14 protein-coding genes, 1 tRNA gene and 1 pseudogene are annotated in these 16677 nt (G+C 72.4%); 9 read left to right on the plus strand and 7 right to left on the minus strand.

The annotated features are described in order from the left end of the window. Positions 1 to 359: 359 nt before the first annotated feature. Complete coding sequence (locus IG86_RS0132710) at positions 360 to 956, minus strand: histidine phosphatase family protein (RefSeq protein WP_030818908.1); 597 nt, start codon at positions 954 to 956, stop codon at positions 360 to 362. Positions 957 to 1104: 148 nt separating this feature from the next. On the opposite strand from IG86_RS0132710, the gene IG86_RS0132715 reads away from it, so the two are divergent. The 3 genes from IG86_RS0132715 to IG86_RS0132725 are packed head-to-tail and all read left to right on the plus strand — an operon-like array spanning position 1105 to position 5191. Further along, positions 1105 to 2274 (plus strand): hypothetical protein, encoded by a 1170-nt coding sequence (locus IG86_RS0132715; protein ID WP_107056310.1) that lies wholly within the window; start codon positions 1105 to 1107, stop codon positions 2272 to 2274. Beyond that, positions 2262 to 3845: a hypothetical protein gene (locus tag IG86_RS0132720; RefSeq protein WP_030901817.1), complete on the plus strand. Its 1584-nt coding sequence runs from the start codon at positions 2262 to 2264 to the stop codon at positions 3843 to 3845. The genes IG86_RS0132715 and IG86_RS0132720 overlap by 13 nt, the downstream gene beginning before the upstream one ends. After that, positions 3842 to 5191, plus strand: coding sequence for an AAA domain-containing protein (locus IG86_RS0132725; RefSeq protein WP_234316327.1), 1350 nt, complete (start codon positions 3842 to 3844; stop codon positions 5189 to 5191). The genes IG86_RS0132720 and IG86_RS0132725 overlap by 4 nt, the downstream gene beginning before the upstream one ends. Positions 5192 to 5205: 14 nt before the next feature. Here IG86_RS0132725 and IG86_RS0132730 read toward each other — a convergent pair whose 3' ends face one another. Further along, on the minus strand, positions 5206 to 5688 hold the full coding sequence (locus IG86_RS0132730; protein WP_030901820.1) for a MarR family winged helix-turn-helix transcriptional regulator: 483 nt from the start codon (positions 5686 to 5688) through the stop codon (positions 5206 to 5208). Between the two features lie 115 nt (positions 5689 to 5803). On the opposite strand from IG86_RS0132730, the gene IG86_RS0132735 reads away from it, so the two are divergent. The 4 genes and pseudogenes from IG86_RS0132735 to IG86_RS0132750 all read left to right on the plus strand — a co-directional run bounded on the left by IG86_RS0132735 (position 5804) and on the right by IG86_RS0132750 (position 7734). Further along, the gene (locus tag IG86_RS0132735; RefSeq protein ID WP_030818894.1) at positions 5804 to 6388 is read left to right on the plus strand and encodes an NADPH-dependent FMN reductase; all 585 of its coding nucleotides are present in this window, start codon (positions 5804 to 5806) and stop codon (positions 6386 to 6388) included. A gap of 205 nt (positions 6389 to 6593) precedes the next feature. After that, the gene (locus tag IG86_RS0132740) at positions 6594 to 6938 is read left to right on the plus strand and encodes a hypothetical protein (RefSeq protein WP_030818893.1); all 345 of its coding nucleotides are present in this window, start codon (positions 6594 to 6596) and stop codon (positions 6936 to 6938) included. Positions 6939 to 7045: 107 nt separating this feature from the next. Continuing rightward, a pseudogene (locus IG86_RS39330) lies at positions 7046 to 7670 on the plus strand (bifunctional DNA primase/polymerase). Continuing rightward, a tRNA-Lys gene (locus tag IG86_RS0132750) sits at positions 7661 to 7734 on the plus strand. Before IG86_RS39330 ends, IG86_RS0132750 begins: the two are co-directional and overlap by 10 nt. 67 nt (positions 7735 to 7801) lie before the next feature. On the opposite strand, the gene IG86_RS0132755 is transcribed toward IG86_RS0132750, so the two are convergent. After that, positions 7802 to 9037 carry a M6 family metalloprotease domain-containing protein gene (locus IG86_RS0132755; RefSeq protein WP_030901823.1) on the minus strand — a complete coding sequence of 412 codons (1236 nt, stop codon included), beginning with the start codon at positions 9035 to 9037 and terminating at the stop codon, positions 7802 to 7804. A 345-nt stretch (positions 9038 to 9382) separates the two neighbouring features. On the opposite strand from IG86_RS0132755, the gene IG86_RS0132760 reads away from it, so the two are divergent. Continuing rightward, entirely contained in the window at positions 9383 to 11260 is a 1878-nt protein-coding gene (locus IG86_RS0132760; RefSeq protein ID WP_045937353.1) for a putative bifunctional diguanylate cyclase/phosphodiesterase, read from the plus strand. 6 nt (positions 11261 to 11266) lie between these two features. Here IG86_RS0132760 and IG86_RS0132765 read toward each other — a convergent pair whose 3' ends face one another. From IG86_RS0132765 to IG86_RS0132780, 4 genes are all read right to left on the minus strand, one after another. Beyond that, positions 11267 to 11527 (minus strand): DUF397 domain-containing protein, encoded by a 261-nt coding sequence (locus IG86_RS0132765; protein ID WP_030901827.1) that lies wholly within the window; start codon positions 11525 to 11527, stop codon positions 11267 to 11269. After that, entirely contained in the window at positions 11487 to 12335 is an 849-nt protein-coding gene (locus IG86_RS0132770; protein WP_030901829.1) for a helix-turn-helix domain-containing protein, read from the minus strand. The genes IG86_RS0132765 and IG86_RS0132770 overlap by 41 nt, the downstream gene beginning before the upstream one ends. Positions 12336 to 12490: 155 nt before the next feature. Then, entirely contained in the window at positions 12491 to 14176 is a 1686-nt protein-coding gene (locus IG86_RS0132775; protein ID WP_030901832.1) for a glycosyl hydrolase family 18 protein, read from the minus strand. 256 nt (positions 14177 to 14432) lie between these two features. Then, positions 14433 to 15608, minus strand: coding sequence for an LLM class flavin-dependent oxidoreductase (locus IG86_RS0132780; protein WP_078848613.1), 1176 nt, complete (start codon positions 15606 to 15608; stop codon positions 14433 to 14435). Between the two features lie 251 nt (positions 15609 to 15859). On the opposite strand from IG86_RS0132780, the gene IG86_RS0132785 reads away from it, so the two are divergent. Further along, the gene (locus IG86_RS0132785; protein ID WP_030665996.1) at positions 15860 to 16618 is read left to right on the plus strand and encodes an IclR family transcriptional regulator; all 759 of its coding nucleotides are present in this window, start codon (positions 15860 to 15862) and stop codon (positions 16616 to 16618) included. Positions 16619 to 16677 lie beyond the last annotated feature (59 nt).

The following is a 16677-nucleotide window of genomic DNA, read 5'->3' on the forward strand; positions in this document are numbered from 1 at the left end:
CCCCCACCCCACGGCAGCGCTCCGACAGTGCCCCGAAGCCCGCCCGACGCGTGGGAGCGGGGACGGGGAGGGGTGTCCCCGCAGGACGAGCGCGCGACCGCTGGGTACTGCCGCGATGGCCCGCGCGCGCCGAGCCGAGGAGACACCCCTCCCCGGCCCCGCGACCGGCCCGCACCATCAAGCCCCGCCGGCGATTGAGGCGCGGGGTCTGGGGCAGAGCCCCAGCACACCGGCCGGGGGCCGCCCCGGACCGCTACCCCCGCGGGAGCGGACCGGGCAGGCGCAGCCGAACCCAGCCCCGCCGGCGATTGAGGCGCGGGGTCTGGGGCAGAGCCCCAGGACACCGGCCGGGCCGGCGCTTACGCGTCCAGGTGGCCCGTGTCGTTCCAGCGCTCCAGCGCCGGCGCACCGTAGGCCCACCCCAGGACCGACAGCGACGTCGGTTCCAGGCGGATGCGGGCGCCGAAGGACGCGTCGAAGCCCAGCCAGCGCGCGGCCAGCGTGCGCAGGATGTGCCCGTGGGCGAAGACCAGCACGTCCCGCTCCGCCGAGCGCGCCCACGCCACCACCTCGTCGGCGCGCGCCGAGACGTCGGCGACCGACTCGCCGCCCGGGACGCCGTCGCGCCAGATCAGCCAGCCCGGCCGGACCGCCTGGATCTCGGCCGGGGTCATGCCCTCGTAGTCGCCGTAGTCCCACTCCATCAGCGAGTCCCACGGCTCCGCCCGTACCCCGAAGCCCGCCAGCTCGCAGCTCTCGCTGGCGCGGACCAGCGGGCTGGTGCGCACCTCAAGGCCCGGCAGGCCCTTCCAGGGGTCGCGGGCGAGGCGTTCGCCGAGCAGTTTCGCGCCCTGTTTGCCCTCCTCCAGCAGCGGCACGTCCGTGCGTCCGGTGTGCTTGCCGAGCTGGGACCACGCCGTCTGGCCGTGGCGGGCCAGCAGGATGCGGGGGGCCATGCGAATCTCCCGATCGGTGCGAGATTGTGCGTTTTTACGATGGTTTCCTCGTCCGACCATCATCCATCACGCCCCCCGCCTGCTCTCCCACCGGCCCGTTTCCGCGCTCCGCACACGATTGTCAGTGGCGGATGGGACACTTCCGCGGGTGAGCTCTTACCCGCCCAGCAGCCCCACGCAGCCCACCACGCTGCGTCAGCGGCTCGCCGGCCTGCGAGGCCCCGCCGTGCAGCCCCGCCCGCTCGACGCCCGGGCGCTGGCGGCCCTCGCCGCCAACCCCGGCTGCGGCAGACGCGCACTGCTCGACGGCGCCGGTGTGGACAAGAACGCCCTCGCCACGGCCCTCGGCTCGCCCGCCGCCTTCGGGCAGTCGCAGTTCGCCATCGTCCGCGGGAACTCCTTCGAGGCGAAGGTCAAGGGCGACGGCGGGGCCGAGCTGCTGCGGCTGGTCCACGGGCACCTCGATCCGGCCGCCGAGCCGCCGGGGGCGGGCGCCCGCGTCCCCGACCTCACGGCCGCCGGGCCCGAGGGCCGCGCCGCCCGGACCGCGCTCGCCCTGCGCGAGGCCACCGCGACGAGGGACTGGACCCTGCTGGACCACCCGATGCTGGCCCTGGAGGTGGCCGGTTCGCCGGCCTATCTGGAGCCGGACGCCGTCGTCGTGCACCCCGACGGCCGCTGGACCGTGGTGGAGATCAAGTCGTTCCCCATGATCGACGCGGCCGCGGACGCCGCGAAGGTGGGCGCGGCGGCCCGCCAGGCCGCCGTCTACGTCCTGGCCCTGGAGCGGACCGCCGAGAAGCTGGCCGGCGCCGAGGTCGGGCACACCGTGCTGCTGGTCTGCCCCAAGGACTTCTCCAACCTGCCCACCGCCGCCCCCGTCGACGTCCGCCGCGAGCGCGCGGTGACCCGGCGCCAGCTGGAGCGGCTGACCCGGGTCGAGGAGCTGGCCGCCGCGCTGCCCGAGGGGCTGACCTTCGACCCGGAGCGGACCGCCGAGGAGCTGGCCGAAGCCGTGTCGGCGGTGGACGCCGCCTACGCCCCCGAGTGCCTGGCCGCCTGCGAGCTGGCCTTCCACTGCCGGGAGCGGGCCCGCGCCGCCGACGAGGTGACGGCGCTGGGCCGTTCCGTACGGGGCGAGCTGGGCGCGCTGACCACCGTCGAGGCGGCCCTCGCGGCTGCCTCCGGGGCCGGCTGCGCCGAGGACCCCACGGCCGCCGCCCTGCACCGCGCGGCCCGGCTGCGCGCCGAGGCGCTGGAGCTGGCCGCCGCCCGTCCCCGTCGCCACGTCCCGGAGTCCCCCGAATGCCCCTGCTGAGCACCCTGGCCCGGCTGGAGGCCGTCCGTGCGGGCCGCGCCCAGCCGCTCGCGACGGTGCGCCACCGCCACCTGAGCGAGAACCCGCTGGTCTTCGTACCGCTGACCACGGCCGGTGAGGCCGGGGCTCCGCTGGGAGCGATGGTCGGCACCGACCCGAACGAGCCCCGGGTCTTCGTGATACCCCAGCCCCGCGACCGGGACCTGCGCTGGGCGTTCCTCGCGGACCTCGCGGTCCACGTGCTGGCCCACATCGACGCGTACGCCGATGCCGTGGAGCCGGCCGAGCGCAGCGAGACCGACCCGGAGACGGGCAAGCGGGTCAAGGTCGAGACCGAGCTGTGCGTGGACGCCCCGCAGTTGATCGTGCCGAGCCGGGCGGGCATCGAGTACGTGCGGCTGCTCGGGCGGTCGATGAGGTTCCGGCGCACCGCGGAGGAGGATCCGGACAATCCCTATCCGGCGCCTTCGCGGGTGCCGCTGCTGGGCCGCTGGTTCACGCACCTCGGCGAACGGGCGCGGGTGCCCGGGTCTTCGATGCTGCTGTCGGCGACGGACCTGCTGGCGCGGCACTGGGCGACCGGGCAGAGCAATCTGGAGGACCAGCACCTGGGCGCGCTCCTGGCCTGGATCGCGCCGTCCGGCGGCGGGTCGGGGGCCGAGGCGGCCCTGCGTGCGGAGCTGGGCCGCGACGAGCACGGCCAGTTGCTGTGCCCGCCGGCCGGTCCGGCCACCGACCCGGCCTTCGACAACAAGCTGCTGGCTCCCGCGATCGCCCGCTACGACGCGGCGCGCGCGGCCCTGGCGGCCGGGCCCGGGGACGACGACCGCGAGGTCCGCACGGCGGAACGGGCCGTGCGCCGGCTGGTGGTGGACCAGATGTCGAGCACCTGGTGGGCGACGTGGGAGGCGATCGACCTGGTCCGCGCGCTGCCGCCGGGCGAGCGGGCGGAGGAGCGCTGGACACGCGACCGCTGGTCGTACACCGGGCACCGGGACCGCGTACGGGCGGGCGAGCCGCCGCAGCCGCGCCGTGACGACGCGGTGACGGCGGCGCAGAAGCTGGCCACGCGGGAGACCGAGCAGGTGCGCCTCGACGCCCAGGAGGCGCTGGACGACCCCCTGGTCATGGCGGGCCGGCGGCTGGCGGGCGAGGCCTTCGCAGGCGAGGTCACCGAGGTGGTGATGGAGTGGACGGAGTCGAAGCGGCCCAGTCCGCGGCCGCTGGTGACGGTGTCCACGGAGGACCGGCCGCAGCTCGCGGACGGCAGTGGCGCGAAGGTGTACCGCTCGCTGGACGGGCGGCCGCAGAGCGCGCAGTTCGTCCGGTTCGAGGAGGATGGGCAGGTGGTGCTGCGACTCCTCGACAAGATGGGGCGCGGCCGGGACCCGGAGCCGGGTTCCGTGCCGGAGAAGGGCGACCGCGTGTGCTGGACGCTCTTCGAGCACGACGCGCGCGGCGGTCCGAAGCTCCCGGACCCGGAGCAGACGCCGTGGACCCATGGCGGGCCGCCGGGGTCCGGGGCCGCAGTCCACCTTCCCGACGCCGTCACCGACGAGGACATCCTGTGACTCCTGTGACCGCACCGGCCGCCTTCGACCCGGGCGCCGCGGCCGCCCGGGCGACCGCGGCGATCCTGCACGACACCCTGCACGGGACGGAGCGGGGTGTCGTCGTCGACTCCCCGCCGGGGGCCGGCAAGTCCACGCTCGTCGTCCGCGCGTCGCGGGAGCTGGCCGCCGCGGGGCGCCGGCTGATGGTGGTGGCGCAGACGAACGCGCAGGTCGACGATCTGGTGCTGCGTCTGGCCGACAAGGATCCGGAGCTGAGGGTCGGCCGGCTGCACAGCAGCGACGGGGACGCCTACGACCCGGCGCTGCGGGAGTTGCCGTCGGTGACCCTGTCGGCCAGGCCGGGGGACCTCGCGGAGCTGCCGATCACGATCTCCACGGCGGCGAAGTGGGCGTTCGTCAAGGACGTCGAGCCGTGGCAGCACGCGATCGTCGACGAGGCGTACCAGATGCGCTCCGACGCACTGCTGGCCGTGGCCGGGCTGTTCGAGCGGGCGCTGTTCGTGGGCGACCCGGGGCAGCTGGACCCGTTCAGCGTGGTCGGGGCGGAGCAGTGGGCGGGTCTGTCCTACGACCCTTCGGCGTCGGCGGTGAGCACGCTGCTGGCGCACAATCCGCAGCTGCCGCAGCACCGGTTGCCGGTGTCGTGGCGGCTCCCGGCGACGGCGGCGCCGCTGGTGTCCCGCGCGTTCTACCCGTACACGCAGTTCCGCAGCGGTACGGGCCCGGGCGACCGGAAGCTGTCGTACGGGGTGCCCTCGGACGGGTCGGGCCCGGACCGGGTGCTGGACGAGGCCGCCGAGGCGGGCTGGGGCCTGCTGGAGCTGCCGGCGCGGCACACGCCGCGCACCGACCCGGAGGCGGTCGGCGCGGTGGCCCTGGTGGTGCGCCGGGCCCTGGACCGGGGGGCGGTGACGTCCGACGAGCAGTCCCCGGGGCCGGCCCCGCTGACGCCGGACCGGATCGCGGTCGGCACGGCCCACCGCGATCAGGCCGCCGCGGTCCGCGCGGCGCTGGCCTCGCTGGGGGTGGGCGGGGTCACGGTGGACACGGCGAACCGGCTGCAGGGCCGCGAGTACGACCTGACGGTGGTCCTGCACCCGCTGTCGGGGCGTCCGGACGCGACGGCCTTCCACCTGGAGACGGGCCGGCTGTGCGTGCTGGCTTCGCGGCACCGGCACGCGTGCGTGGTGGTGGCCCGGGCGGGCATAGCGGAGCTGCTGGACGATCATCCGTCGACGGAGCCGGTGCAGCTGGGCGTGACGGTGAAGTTCCCGGACGGCTGGGAGGCGAACCACTCGGTGCTGGCGCACCTGGCGGAGCACCGGGTGTCCTGGCGGCCCTGACGTGTTCGGGGCGTTCAGTCCCTGCCCTTGCGTGCGGCGCCGAAGCGGTGCCGGAGCACTTCGCCCACCTCGGCCAGGGCCTGGAGCTGCTCCGGGGTCAGGATGTCGATCAGGTGGCGGCGCACCGATTTCACGTGGAGCGGGGCGGCGTCCGTGATCGCGGCCACTCCGGTGTCGGTGAGGACCACCTCGGCGCCCCGGCCGTCGGTGGCGACTTCCTCGCGGCGGACGATGCCGCGCTGTTCCATGCGCGTGAGCTGGTGGGACAGCCGGCTGCGCGACCAGCGCATCAGCTCGGCCAGTGCGCTGATGCGCATGCGGTGGCCGTCCGTCTGGCCGAGCACGGACAGGACGTCGTAGTCGGCTTCGGAGAGCCCGCTGTCCTGACCCAGGTCGCGCGCGATCTCCGCGTTGACCAGCGGGAACATCCGCCGCCACGCGTACCAGGCGTCCTGCTCGGCCTCGGTGAGCCAGCGGGGCTCGGATGCGGGGGTCATGCCTTCCACTTTAGCCAGATCGGTGACACATCATCTACCTGGTTGACACGTCACTCACATAACGCTTTCATTAGGTGACACATCAACAACCACACCGACCGGGAGAGCCCACTCCATGACCCGCCTGCACGTCATCTCCGCCGCCACCCGTCCCACCTCCTCCGGCCGCCCGCTCGCCCAGTGGGTCGCGGGCGAGGCCCGCGCGCACGGCGGCTTCGACGTCACCCCCGTCGACCTCGCCGAGATCGCACTGCCCTTCCTGGACGAGCCCGAATACGCCTCCACCGGGAACTACGCCCACCAGCACACCCGCGACTGGAGCGCGCTGGTCGACTCCGCCGACGCCTTCCTCTTCGTCCTGCCGATGTACAACGGCGGCTTCACGGCGCCCTTCAAGAACGCCATCGACTTCCTCTACAACGAGTGGAAGGGCAAGCCGGTCGGCATCGTCAGCTACAGCGCCGGCCCCACCGGCGGCGCCCCGGCCGCCGACATGCTGCTGCCCGTCCTGACCCGCCTCGGCATGCTGCCCGCCGAGCACTCCGTCGCGATCCCGGGCATCCCGAAGCTGATCGGCGCCGAGGGCTTCGAGGCCCCCGAGGCCCTGTCCGGCGAGCTGGCCGCCGTACTGGCCGACGTGGCCGAGCTCGCGGCGAAGCGCGCGGCGGAGCTCGGGGCGGAGGCCGTCGTCACCGTCTGAGCCGGCCCCGGCCGGGTGGTCTTTTCCGCGGCGCGCGGCTGACGGCCGATCACCTGAGCGACTCCCCCGCCACTCGGTCCGCCCGTCTGCCCGTGCGCCCCGTCCGTCGTACGGGTGTTCCAACCCGTCGGGGCGCGCTCTTGCGGGGCGTTGGACAATGGACGGTGGCCCGGAAGGTTTTCGCACGCGCAGCAGGAGGACAGGGATGGCAGAGCCCGAGCGGACCGAGCGGCGGCTGCGGCCGGCGCCGCTGCTCTTCGAGCCCTCGGAGGCCGTGGCGGATCCGGAGCACTTCTTCGACCTGGAGTCGATCGAGGACCCGCAAGAACTGCTGGCCCGCGCGACCGAACTGACCCTGGCCTTCCGGGCGGCGCAGGAGCGGGCGGTGGAGTTCCAGGCCCTGGCGGCGGCCCAGCTGGCGGACCCGCGGCGCTTCGACCGGCTCACCCCGGCGGCCATCGCCGAGCAGGCGGAGTGGACCGAGGACTACGCCCGCAAGATGATCGAATTCGGCGAGACCCTCCAGCACGGCCGCGCCGACCTGGCGTAGCGGCCGACCGTCATATGCGGGGGCAATGTACTCCCGACCTACTCGCCCTGTCCTGATTTTCGGTAACTCCGGGAGTTCGGATCGCTACGGCGGGTAGACCTTGGCATATGACGACGCTGACGACGGCCCACGGATGCACCGCCCTCCACGCCCGCGGCGAGCGCACGCGCACCGCGCCCGCCACACACGTCACCCCGCAGGGCGCCGCCTGGCTCACCTCGGCCTCCGCGCACCCCCGCCGCACCCTCGCGCTGTGGGAGGCCCGCCCCGGCCTCCCGGCGACACTGCCCTGCGGGAACGCCTTCGACGTCGTCAACGTCCCGCTCGTCCTCGGGCGCCGGGTCCTGGACCTGTTGTGGGCGGAGGGCCCCGGCTCCGGCCCGGTGGCCGTGCACCGCGGCCGGATGCTGCTCTTCGCCGCCCCCGGCACCGCGCACCGGCTGCCGGCGCTGCTGGCGTGGGAGGAGTGGGGCGCCTCCCGGCCCGCCCCGGCGCCCCTGTGCCACGGCCGCGGGGACGCCGTCACCGTGCCGCCGCTCGCCGCCGGCCCGGGCCCGTCGCGGTGGCTGGTGGCCCCCGACACCCGGGAGCCCTGGCTCCCGGGGCCCGAGGCCCTGCTCTGGGCCTTCGTACGGGCGGCCCGCACCGCCGCACCGACCGGACCTGGGGATATCGATTTTTCGTTCCGCGGATCCTCCTGCTAATGTCTTCCTCGTCAGCAAGCGCCGCTAGCTCAGTTGGTTAGAGCAGCTGACTCTTAATCAGCGGGTCCGGGGTTCGAGTCCCTGGCGGCGCACAGACGGAGGAAGGCCCCCCACGCGAGTGGGGGGCCTTGTTCGTGTCCCCGTCACGGCATCACACCGTCATGTCGTGATCTTCACCGTGTATGCGCCGGACCTGGTGCGGTCGGCCACCTCGACGGTGATCCGCTCCCCCGGCACCGTGTACGTCTCGCCCACCTCCAGCGGGGCGTCCGCCAGCGGCGGGTACACCGAGCGGTCCCAGCAGGCCTCCGTCGCCGGATGGGCGTCCAGCACCTCGATGGGGCCGCCGCCGGAGGCCGCCTCGTTGCGCACCCGGTAGACGAGGACCCCTTCGGTGCAGGTGTCGCCGTCGTTGCCGGACGAGCCCCGCGCCTCGACGGCGATCGCGCTGCCGGGCCCCGTACGGACGACCGCGAGCCGGGTGCCGCCCGTGCCGCCGCTCGGCGGGGCCTGCCCCAGCGGCTGCAGGGTGTGCAGCGACGAGCCCGACTGCACGCAGTCCACCTGGGAGGGGTCCAGCCAGCCCAGCTTCCACTTGTGCCAGGCGAAGAGGTCGGGGGACATGCCGAACTGGCTGCCCATGACGTCCCAGTCGCCGACGTAGGTGTCCCAGTCGCCCTTGCCGTCGGTGGGCCGGTGGTAGAGGTCCGGCAGGTCGAAGACGTGTCCGGTCTCGTGGGCCAGCACGTTGCGGTCCGGCGGGTGGCGCTCGAAGACGGTGACGATCCGCCGCAGTTCCGTGCCGTCCGCGACGATCGGGTGGTCGAAGTTCACGACCTTCGTGGCGTCCGAGTCCACCCCGGGCGCGTCCGGGTCGGCGACGAAGTAGACGATGTCGTACTTGCCGAAGTCCACGCGCGCGTCGGCGGCGGCGACCGCGTCGCGCAGGTAGGCGGCCCGGTCGCCGGGGGCCCAGTCACGCTTTATCCCGTACGCGGTGGACGGCTTGGGCATCGGGATCCACTGCTTCTGCGGGTGCGGGACCAGGCGGAACCGCCCGTACGAGGCCTGCTCGAAGAAGTCGCTGGTGGCGGGGAAGTAGTCGCGGGTGAGCAGCTCGGGCGTCACGGCGCTGCGGTGGTCGGGGAAGGAGAGGAAGACCATGACCGCGTTGAGCGTGCGTTCGGGCTTGGGGTAGGCGCCGTTCCAGGTGTCCAGCCCCAGGGAGTGGTGCGCCCCCGTACGGGTCAGCGCGCAGGGCCCGGCGCCGGAATCGGCCACCGCGGGACCCGCGACGAGCGACATGGCGGCGAGCGCCGTCAGGGAAGTGAGTGCCGCGGCGGTACTTCGGACGCGAGAGCGGTCCACTCCCCCGGGTGTCTGCTGTCGCGTCACATCGACCTCCGGTGGTGGATTCGTACCTGTTTAGCCACCTTGAGGCGATTGTCTTACTAATGCCCTGTTCCGCTGCCCCACACGAGTGAGCAATGAGGCAAGACGGTGACCCCCGGACTTCACGCGGCTGCCTACAGAACGTCACGACCGATCACCCGAGATCAGCAGGGACCTTCTCCCGCTCATAGCCGCGCAGAAACGATCACGCGATCTTGGGCCGACGATCCGTCATCACGCCGAACTCCCGCGTCTCAACCGGTGACGCCGCTGGATAGGGCCTCCCGGCAGCCTCTATGATCGGCACACTTTCCTGCACGGACACTCACGAACACTGCGGGGCCAACGGTGAGCGGAACCTCAGAAGGAACCGGTTCGGCGGCCGACAGCATCCGATCGGCCATTACGGAGCGTCACCCGTCAGTGCCGGCAGTGCCGTCGGCATCCCATCGCGCCGATTCCGATCTGCGCGACTACCGGGCCGCGTTCAACGCGGCCCACCTCGCCATGGCGGTCGTGGACCGCGAGGGCTACGTCGTCACCGCCAACCAGGCCTTCGCCGGCCTGCTCGGCAGCGAGCCGCACGCGCTCGTCCACCGCTGCGCCGCCGAGCTGGTGGACCTGGCCGCGGAGGCCCGCACCTGGGCCGCGTACCAGGAGGTCCTGCGCGGCCGTCAGGCCAGGCTGCGCTGCACCCGCCGGCTCAAGCACCCCGACGGGCACTCGCTGTGGACCGAGGTCACGCTGGGGCCGGTGCCGGGCACCGGGAACGTCCTGCTGTCCGTCTCCGACATCAGCGACCGGCGCGACCTCCAGGCCCGGCTGCGCCACCTCCAGATGCACGACCCGGTCACACGACTGCCCAACCGGGCACTGTTCTTCGAGCGGCTCTCCGCCGCCCTGGAGGCGTCCTCCTACGACCACGGCGGCGGCACCGGCCGGATCGGCCTGTGCTATCTGGACCTGGACGGCTTCAAGGCCGTCAACGACACCCTCGGCCACCGCGTCGGGGACCGGCTGCTGACGGCCGTCGCCGCCCGGCTCACCCAGTGCGCCGACCAGTCCGGCTACGGGCGCACGGGCGGGCACCTGGTGGCACGGCTCGGCGGCGACGAGTTCGCCCTGCTCGTGGAGGACTCGACCGGGACCGAGCAGCTCGCGGACCTGGCGCGCAGCGTACTGACCGCCGTACAGGAGCCGTTCGACCTGGCCGGGCAGCGGCTGTCGGTCTCCGCGTCCATCGGCGTGGTGGAGCGGGCCACGGACGGCACTTCGGCGACCGGCCTGATGCAGGCCGCCGACACGACCCTGTACTGGGCCAAGGCGGACGGCAAGGCCCGCTGGACCCTCTTCGACCCGGAACGCAACGCGCACCGCATGACCCGGCAGGCGCTCTCCTCGACGCTGCGGCCGGCCGTGGAGCGGGGCGAGTTCGCGCTGGAGTACCAGCCGCTGGTGGACCTGGAGAGCGGCGCGCTGCGCGGGGTCGAGGCCCTGGTGCGCTGGCGGCACCCGCAGTTCGGCACGCTGACGCCGAATCGGTTCATCGGTATCGCCGAGGAGGACGGGTCGATCGTCCAGCTGGGTCAGTGGGTGCTGCGCACCGCGTGCCGGCAGGCACGGCGCTGGCAGATCGAACAGCCCAGCGACACCCCGGTCTTCGTGTCCGTCAACGTCGCCGTGCGGCAGGTGTGGGACTCGGACCTGGTGGGAGACGTCGCGGAGATCCTCGCGGAGACGGGCCTGGCACCGCAGCTGCTCCAGCTGGAGCTGACCGAGTCGGCGGTGATGGGCTCGGCCGGAAGGCCGCTCCAGGCCCTCCAGGCGCTGAGCGACATGGGCGTCCGCATCGCCATCGACGACTTCGGCACCGGCTACTCGAATCTGGCGTACCTGAGCCGGCTGCCGGTCTCGGTGCTGAAGCTGGACGGCTCCTTCGTGCGGGGCTTCCGCTACGACGAGGGCGCGCACCCGAACCCGGCCGACGAGACCATCGTCGAAGCCCTGGTCCAGCTCGCGCACCGGCTGGGCCTCACGGTGACCGCGGAATGCGTGGAGACCGCGGGCCAGGCGGCCCGGCTGCGGCGCGTCGGCTGCGACACGGGCCAGGGCTGGCTGTACTCCCGCGCGGTGGCCCCGGACGTCATCGCCCGCATGATCGGCCGCCGGGTGGAGGCCGCGGCCCCCACCCAGCCCGACGAACCGGCCGCGCGCCCCCGGGTCTGAGCGGCCTCAGAGACTCCGGACGAAGGCGGCGAACGCCGCCGCCCCGACGGTGAAGGCGGGCCCGTCGGGATCCTTGGAGTCCCGCACCGCGACCCGGCAGGGCTGCGCGGCCACCTCGACGCAGTCCCCGCCGTTGGTGCTGCTGTACGAGGCCTTGCGCCAGGCGGCGCCGCCGAGGGGGGCGCACTCGACGCACTCGCCGCCGGTCCCACCGCTGTAGCTGGACTTACGCCAGAGCGCGCCCGTCAGATTGGTTTGGATCCCCATATCGTTCCTCCCGTACGCGAGCGATCAGCGCCGCCGATTCCTCAACGGAGAGTGCCGCGGCCTGCAGGTGATCGTAGCGATGTGCGCAGTCCCTGGCCGTCTCGGGATTTGCCTTCACGTGCGCCGAACCGTAGCTCTCGGCATAAACGACATCCGGATCACCATCGAACCTCAAGACAGTGAACGCGCCTACTGTGGCCGGGTGTTGCCCAGCGCTGAACGGAAGGACCTGAATCCGCACTTCGCGCCTGTCCTGGAACTCCAGCAATCGGTCGAGTTGCCCGCGCATGATCTCGCGGCTCCCGAAAGGGCGGTGCAGAACCGCCTCGTCCAGCACCACCCACACAAGCGGTGGGCGCTCCCTGCTCAGGATGCGCTGACGCTCCAGCCTTGCGGCCACGGCCTCATCGAGGTTCTCGCCCCACCCTGCGTGGAGCACCGCCCTGGCGTACTCCTCCGTCTGCAGGAGCCCGTACACCAGCTGGGGCTGGAACGAGGAGATGTTGGTGGCCCGGACTTCCAGTTCGGCGAACGCCTGGAACCACGTCGGCAGCTGGCTCCGCAGGACGAGGCCCACCAGGCGGGAGAACACCCCGCCCGTCCCGAGGGCGGCGTCCAGGCGTTCGGAGAAGTCGCGGGTCGGGACCCGGCGGCCGTTTTCGACCATGCCGATCAGGGAGCCGGTGCAGAAGATGATCGCGCCCAGCTCGGCCTGTTTCAGGCCCGCCTCTTCTCTCAGCCGGCGCAGCTCGAAGCTGTAGTAGTCCAGCGGCGAGGCGCTGGGATCGATGTCGCGGGCCAGGACCATGAGACGGCACCCCCAAGCGGGAAACGGGCTTGTGGCCGAGAGTAGCGAGGCCACTACGGCCCGGTGTCCGGAATCCGGCAACCATGTCACACACCTCCGCCCCACCCCGGGGAGGGGCAGGGCGGAGGCGTCGCTCGGCGCGGGGTGGGGGGAGATCAGCAGGCGCCGAGGTCCTTCCAGACACCCCATTCACCGGTGGTGCCCGGCGTCTCGTTCTGCGTCCACCACTGGGCCTTGTACTTGCGGCCGTTGTGGGAGACCTCGTTGCCGGCGGTGTAGACCGTGCCCGCGACGTAGGCCGGGGTCGAGCCGCAGCCCGTGGTCGGCGGAGTCGTGGGAGGCGTCGTCGGCGGGGTGGTCGGCGGCGTCGTGGGAGGCGTGGTCGGCGGGACCGTGGTGCCGCCCAGCGCGTTGGAGATCTGGTTCAGCAGCGTGATGTTGTTGTCCAGGCCGAGCAGGGAGTACATCATCGCGCCGGCCAGGCCGCGCTGCTTGCCGTAGTCCACCCGGGCCTGGATGGACTTCTGGTTCAGGCCGGTGAAGAACTCGCCGTCCTTGTAGAAGTACGAGGACTTCGACTGGTCGTCCCAGAAGGTGGTCGCCGGGTTGTCGACGATGCCGCCGAGCTCCTTGTAGTGCGCGATGCCCGCCTGCTGACTGAGCGGTCGGGCGCCGGAGCCGCCGGTCGCGGTCTGGGCGAGGCCGTTGGTGGTGCCGGCCGGCACGCCCTTCCAGCCGCGGTAGTAGAACTCGTAGCCCAGCGTCAGCTTGTTGGCGGGGAAGCCGCCGGTGATGCCGTAGGCCGGGTTGCCGTCGATCCAGGAGTCGATGGCGTTGTCGATGCTGTACTTCTCGGTGCCCGGCGCGATCGGGTCGGTCGGGTCGGCCGCGGACGGGTACAGCGGGGACTGGTGGTAGGTGGGCCCGTCGCCGTCCCAGGCGCCGTGCATGTCGTACGTCATGATGTTGGCGTAGTCCAAGTACTGGCCGATCTTGTCGGTCTCGATGTACTTGATCTTGTCCTGGCCGGCCGGCAGGGCCGCCGTCAGCATGTACTTCTTGCCGCCGTTGGCCGCGCCCTCGGCGTCGAGCTGCTTGCGGAACTCCTGGAGCAGCAGGGTGAAGTTCTGCTTGTCCTCGGGGCCGTAGTGGTTGCCGAGGTGGCCGCCGGCGGAGCCGGGGTACTCCCAGTCGATGTCGATGCCGTCGAAGATGCCCGCCGCGGTGCCGGGGCCGCCGAAGCCGCCCTCCACCGGGAGGTCGCCCTTGATGTACTGCTTGATGCAGGAGGCGACGAGCTTCTTGCGGGAGGCGTCGGTCTTGGCCGCGTCGTGGAAGTACTTGGAGTAGGTCCAGCCGCCCAGCGAAATGTTGATCTTCAGGTGGGGGTACTTGGCCTTCAGTTCCTTGAACTGGTTGAAGACGCCCACGATCGGCTGGTTCCACGTGTCGGCGACGCCGTCCACGCTGTCGGCCGCACTGAAGGACTTCTGGTAGTCGGCGTAGGAGTCGCCCGCGCCGTCACCGGCGTTGGGGTTGTTGTCGTCGCCGGCCGCCTTGTTCGCCTCGAAACAGGTGAGGTCGGTGGGGTGGATGTTGCCGAACGAGTAGTTGATGACGTCCAGCTTGCCCGCTATGCCCCGCGTGTCGAGGTGCTTGGGGTAGAAGGCGTTCCCGTACACGCTCCACTGGTCGTAGTAGGCGATACGAACGCCGCCCGCCGCCGCTCCGGCCGCGGCGTCGGCGGCCTGGGCCGTGCCGAGTCCCGCGAAGGAGGCAAGCGCTCCGGCTGCCAGCGCGGCCGTGGCGGCGGCTGCGATGAGGGGTTTACGGATGGGCATGAACTGCCTCCGGGGGGGGTGGGAGGAGAGAGCAGGAAGTTCAGGTGAGAGCAGTGATAGCGATCACCGCAGCGCCCCGTCAATGGTTCGGACCAAAGAAGGACTAGACCACTCCCGGCACATTTCCCCAAGTCAGAGACCTGAGAGCACATCAGAAACCGCTCGCCACCCCGGGTGACGAGCGGTTTAAGGTTCCCTTGAGACACGCTCCCGCAAGGTTTTGGCAATGAACCAGCCAAACCCCGTTATTACAAGGTCAGTCGACGGCGGGCGCCTGCGCCGGCATGCCGTACGCATCCGCGACGAGCTCGTAGGAACGCAGTCGGGCCGCCCCGCTGTGGGCGTTGGCGGTCAGCATCAACTCGTCCGCGCCGGTGCGCTTCGCGAGGCCGTCGAGGCCGTCGGCGACCGCGTCGGGGGTGCCGTGGACGATGTTGGCGAGCCAGCCGTCCACGAACTCCCGCTCCAGCGGGGTGTAGGGGTAGGCCGCCGCCTCCTCGGGCGTGGGCACCAGCCCCGGGCGGCCGGTGCGCAGCCGCAGCATCGACAGCGCGCCCGTACGCACCTGGGCGCGGGCCTCCTCGTCGGTGTCGGCGGCGAGCGCCGAGACCCCGATGACGGCGTAGGGGGCGTCCAGGACCGCCGAGGGCCGGAAGCTGTGGCGGTAGAGGTCGAGCGCGGGCAGCGTGCCGGCCGCGGAGAAGTGGTGGGCGTAGGCGAAGGGCAGGCCGAGCTCGCCGGCGAGCTGCGCGCTGAAGCCGGAGGAGCCGAGCAGCCACAGCGGCGGCCGCCCGGTGGGGCCCTGCACCGGGCCGGGTACGGCGTGCACGCGGGCGTACGGGTGCCCGTCGGGGAAGTCGTCGTCGAGGAAGCGGGTGAGTTCCGCGAGCCGGCGCGGGAACTCGTCCGCGCCTTCCTCGACGCGTCCGGGCCCGCGCAGCGCGGCGGCCGTGCGGCCGTCGGTGCCGGGGGCGCGGCCGAGCCCGAGGTCTATCCGGCCCGGGGCGAGCGCCTCCAGGGTGCCGAACTGCTCGGCGACGGCGAGGGGGGCGTGGTTGGGCAGCATCACGCCGCCGGAGCCGAGCCGGATGCGGGAGGTGTGCGCGGCCAGGTGGGCCAGGATCACAGCCGGTGAGGAGCTGGCGACGCCGGGCATGGAGTGGTGCTCGGCGACCCAGTGGCGGTGGTAGCCGCGGGACTCGGCGAGGCGGGCGATGGCCACGCTGGTGCGCAGGGAGTCGTGCGCGGTGCTGCCGGCGCCGACGGTGACGAGGTCCAGGACGGAGAGCGGTACGGGCGCCCGGCCGAGGGCGGCGCCCCGGATGCCGCTGCGGTTCTCCCGCGCACCGCCGGCCCGGCCGTCCACCGGCTCCCCCGCCTGGCCGCTCGGTACGCCGCTCGGCACGCCGTTCACGTCCCCGGTGTCACTCATCGTCGCTCCCGTCCCGTTCTCCACGTCCGCACGACGTCCGTGCGACACCGTACGAAGAACTCGAACCGTGAGCGGCCGCCGGGCATTCCCGGCAGCGCGGGGTAGTGCGCGTGACAGTGGCATATGCCAGAGGCGTAGATCCAGGCAGACAGACGTGATCGAGCCATCAATCTCCCCAACAGGCGCTCCACATGGGCCTCTTGATGGCTATCGTGGTAGGGCAAGCGGTAACAACCTGCTAGGGGGAAACCGTGGCGCTGAAGCCCGAGCCGACCGCGCCGTTCCACTCGGTGCAGTACGCACTACGCGTACTCGAAACGATCGCACGTCACACCGGTGGCGTGACCGACGTGCAGATCGCGCGTGAGACCGGCCTGCCCGCAGTCCATCTCGCCCCGATGCTGCTCATGCTGCGCCGGGAGGGATATGTCCTGCAGGTGGCGGACGGCGCGTACGCCATAGGGGATTCCCTCGTCCTGCTCGGGTCCGGCACCGACCGCCAGCAGGCCCTGACCGACAAGCTCCAGGAGACCCTCGACAGGCTGCGCGACTCGGTCGGCGCGGCCGTCTACATCAGCCGGTACGTGGACGGCGAGGTCAGGATCACGCAGTTCGCGGACAGCCCGCGCACCCCGAAGGTCCACGAGTGGGTCGACTTCCGGTCGGCCGCGCACGCGAGCGCGGTCGGCAAGTGTCTGCTGACGCAGCTCGACCTGAACGGGCGGCGCGACCACCTGTCCCGGCACAAGATCGCCCGGCTCACGTCGAAGACGATCGTGAACGAGCGGATCCTCTTCTCCAAGCTGGACTCCCAGCCGGCCACCGTCCCCATGCTCGACCTGCAGGAATACGCCGTGGGCACGGTCTGCGCGGCGGTTCCGATCACGGCGGGCGCGTCGGTCGGCTGCCTGGCGCTGTCGATGCCGGTCGAGCACGCGCACCGGCTGCGGGCCGCGGCCGACACCCTGAACCGGAAGGCGGCCCCGCTACTGCTGTCGCTCACCCTCTAGCGGGGCGGCGGGGCGGCGGCGCCCGTGGCCGGAAAACACTTCGGGCGGTTCCCGGTGAA

The sequence above is a fragment of the Streptomyces virginiae genome, from assembly GCF_000720455.1.
Lineage (GTDB): Bacteria > Actinomycetota > Actinomycetes > Streptomycetales > Streptomycetaceae > Streptomyces > Streptomyces virginiae.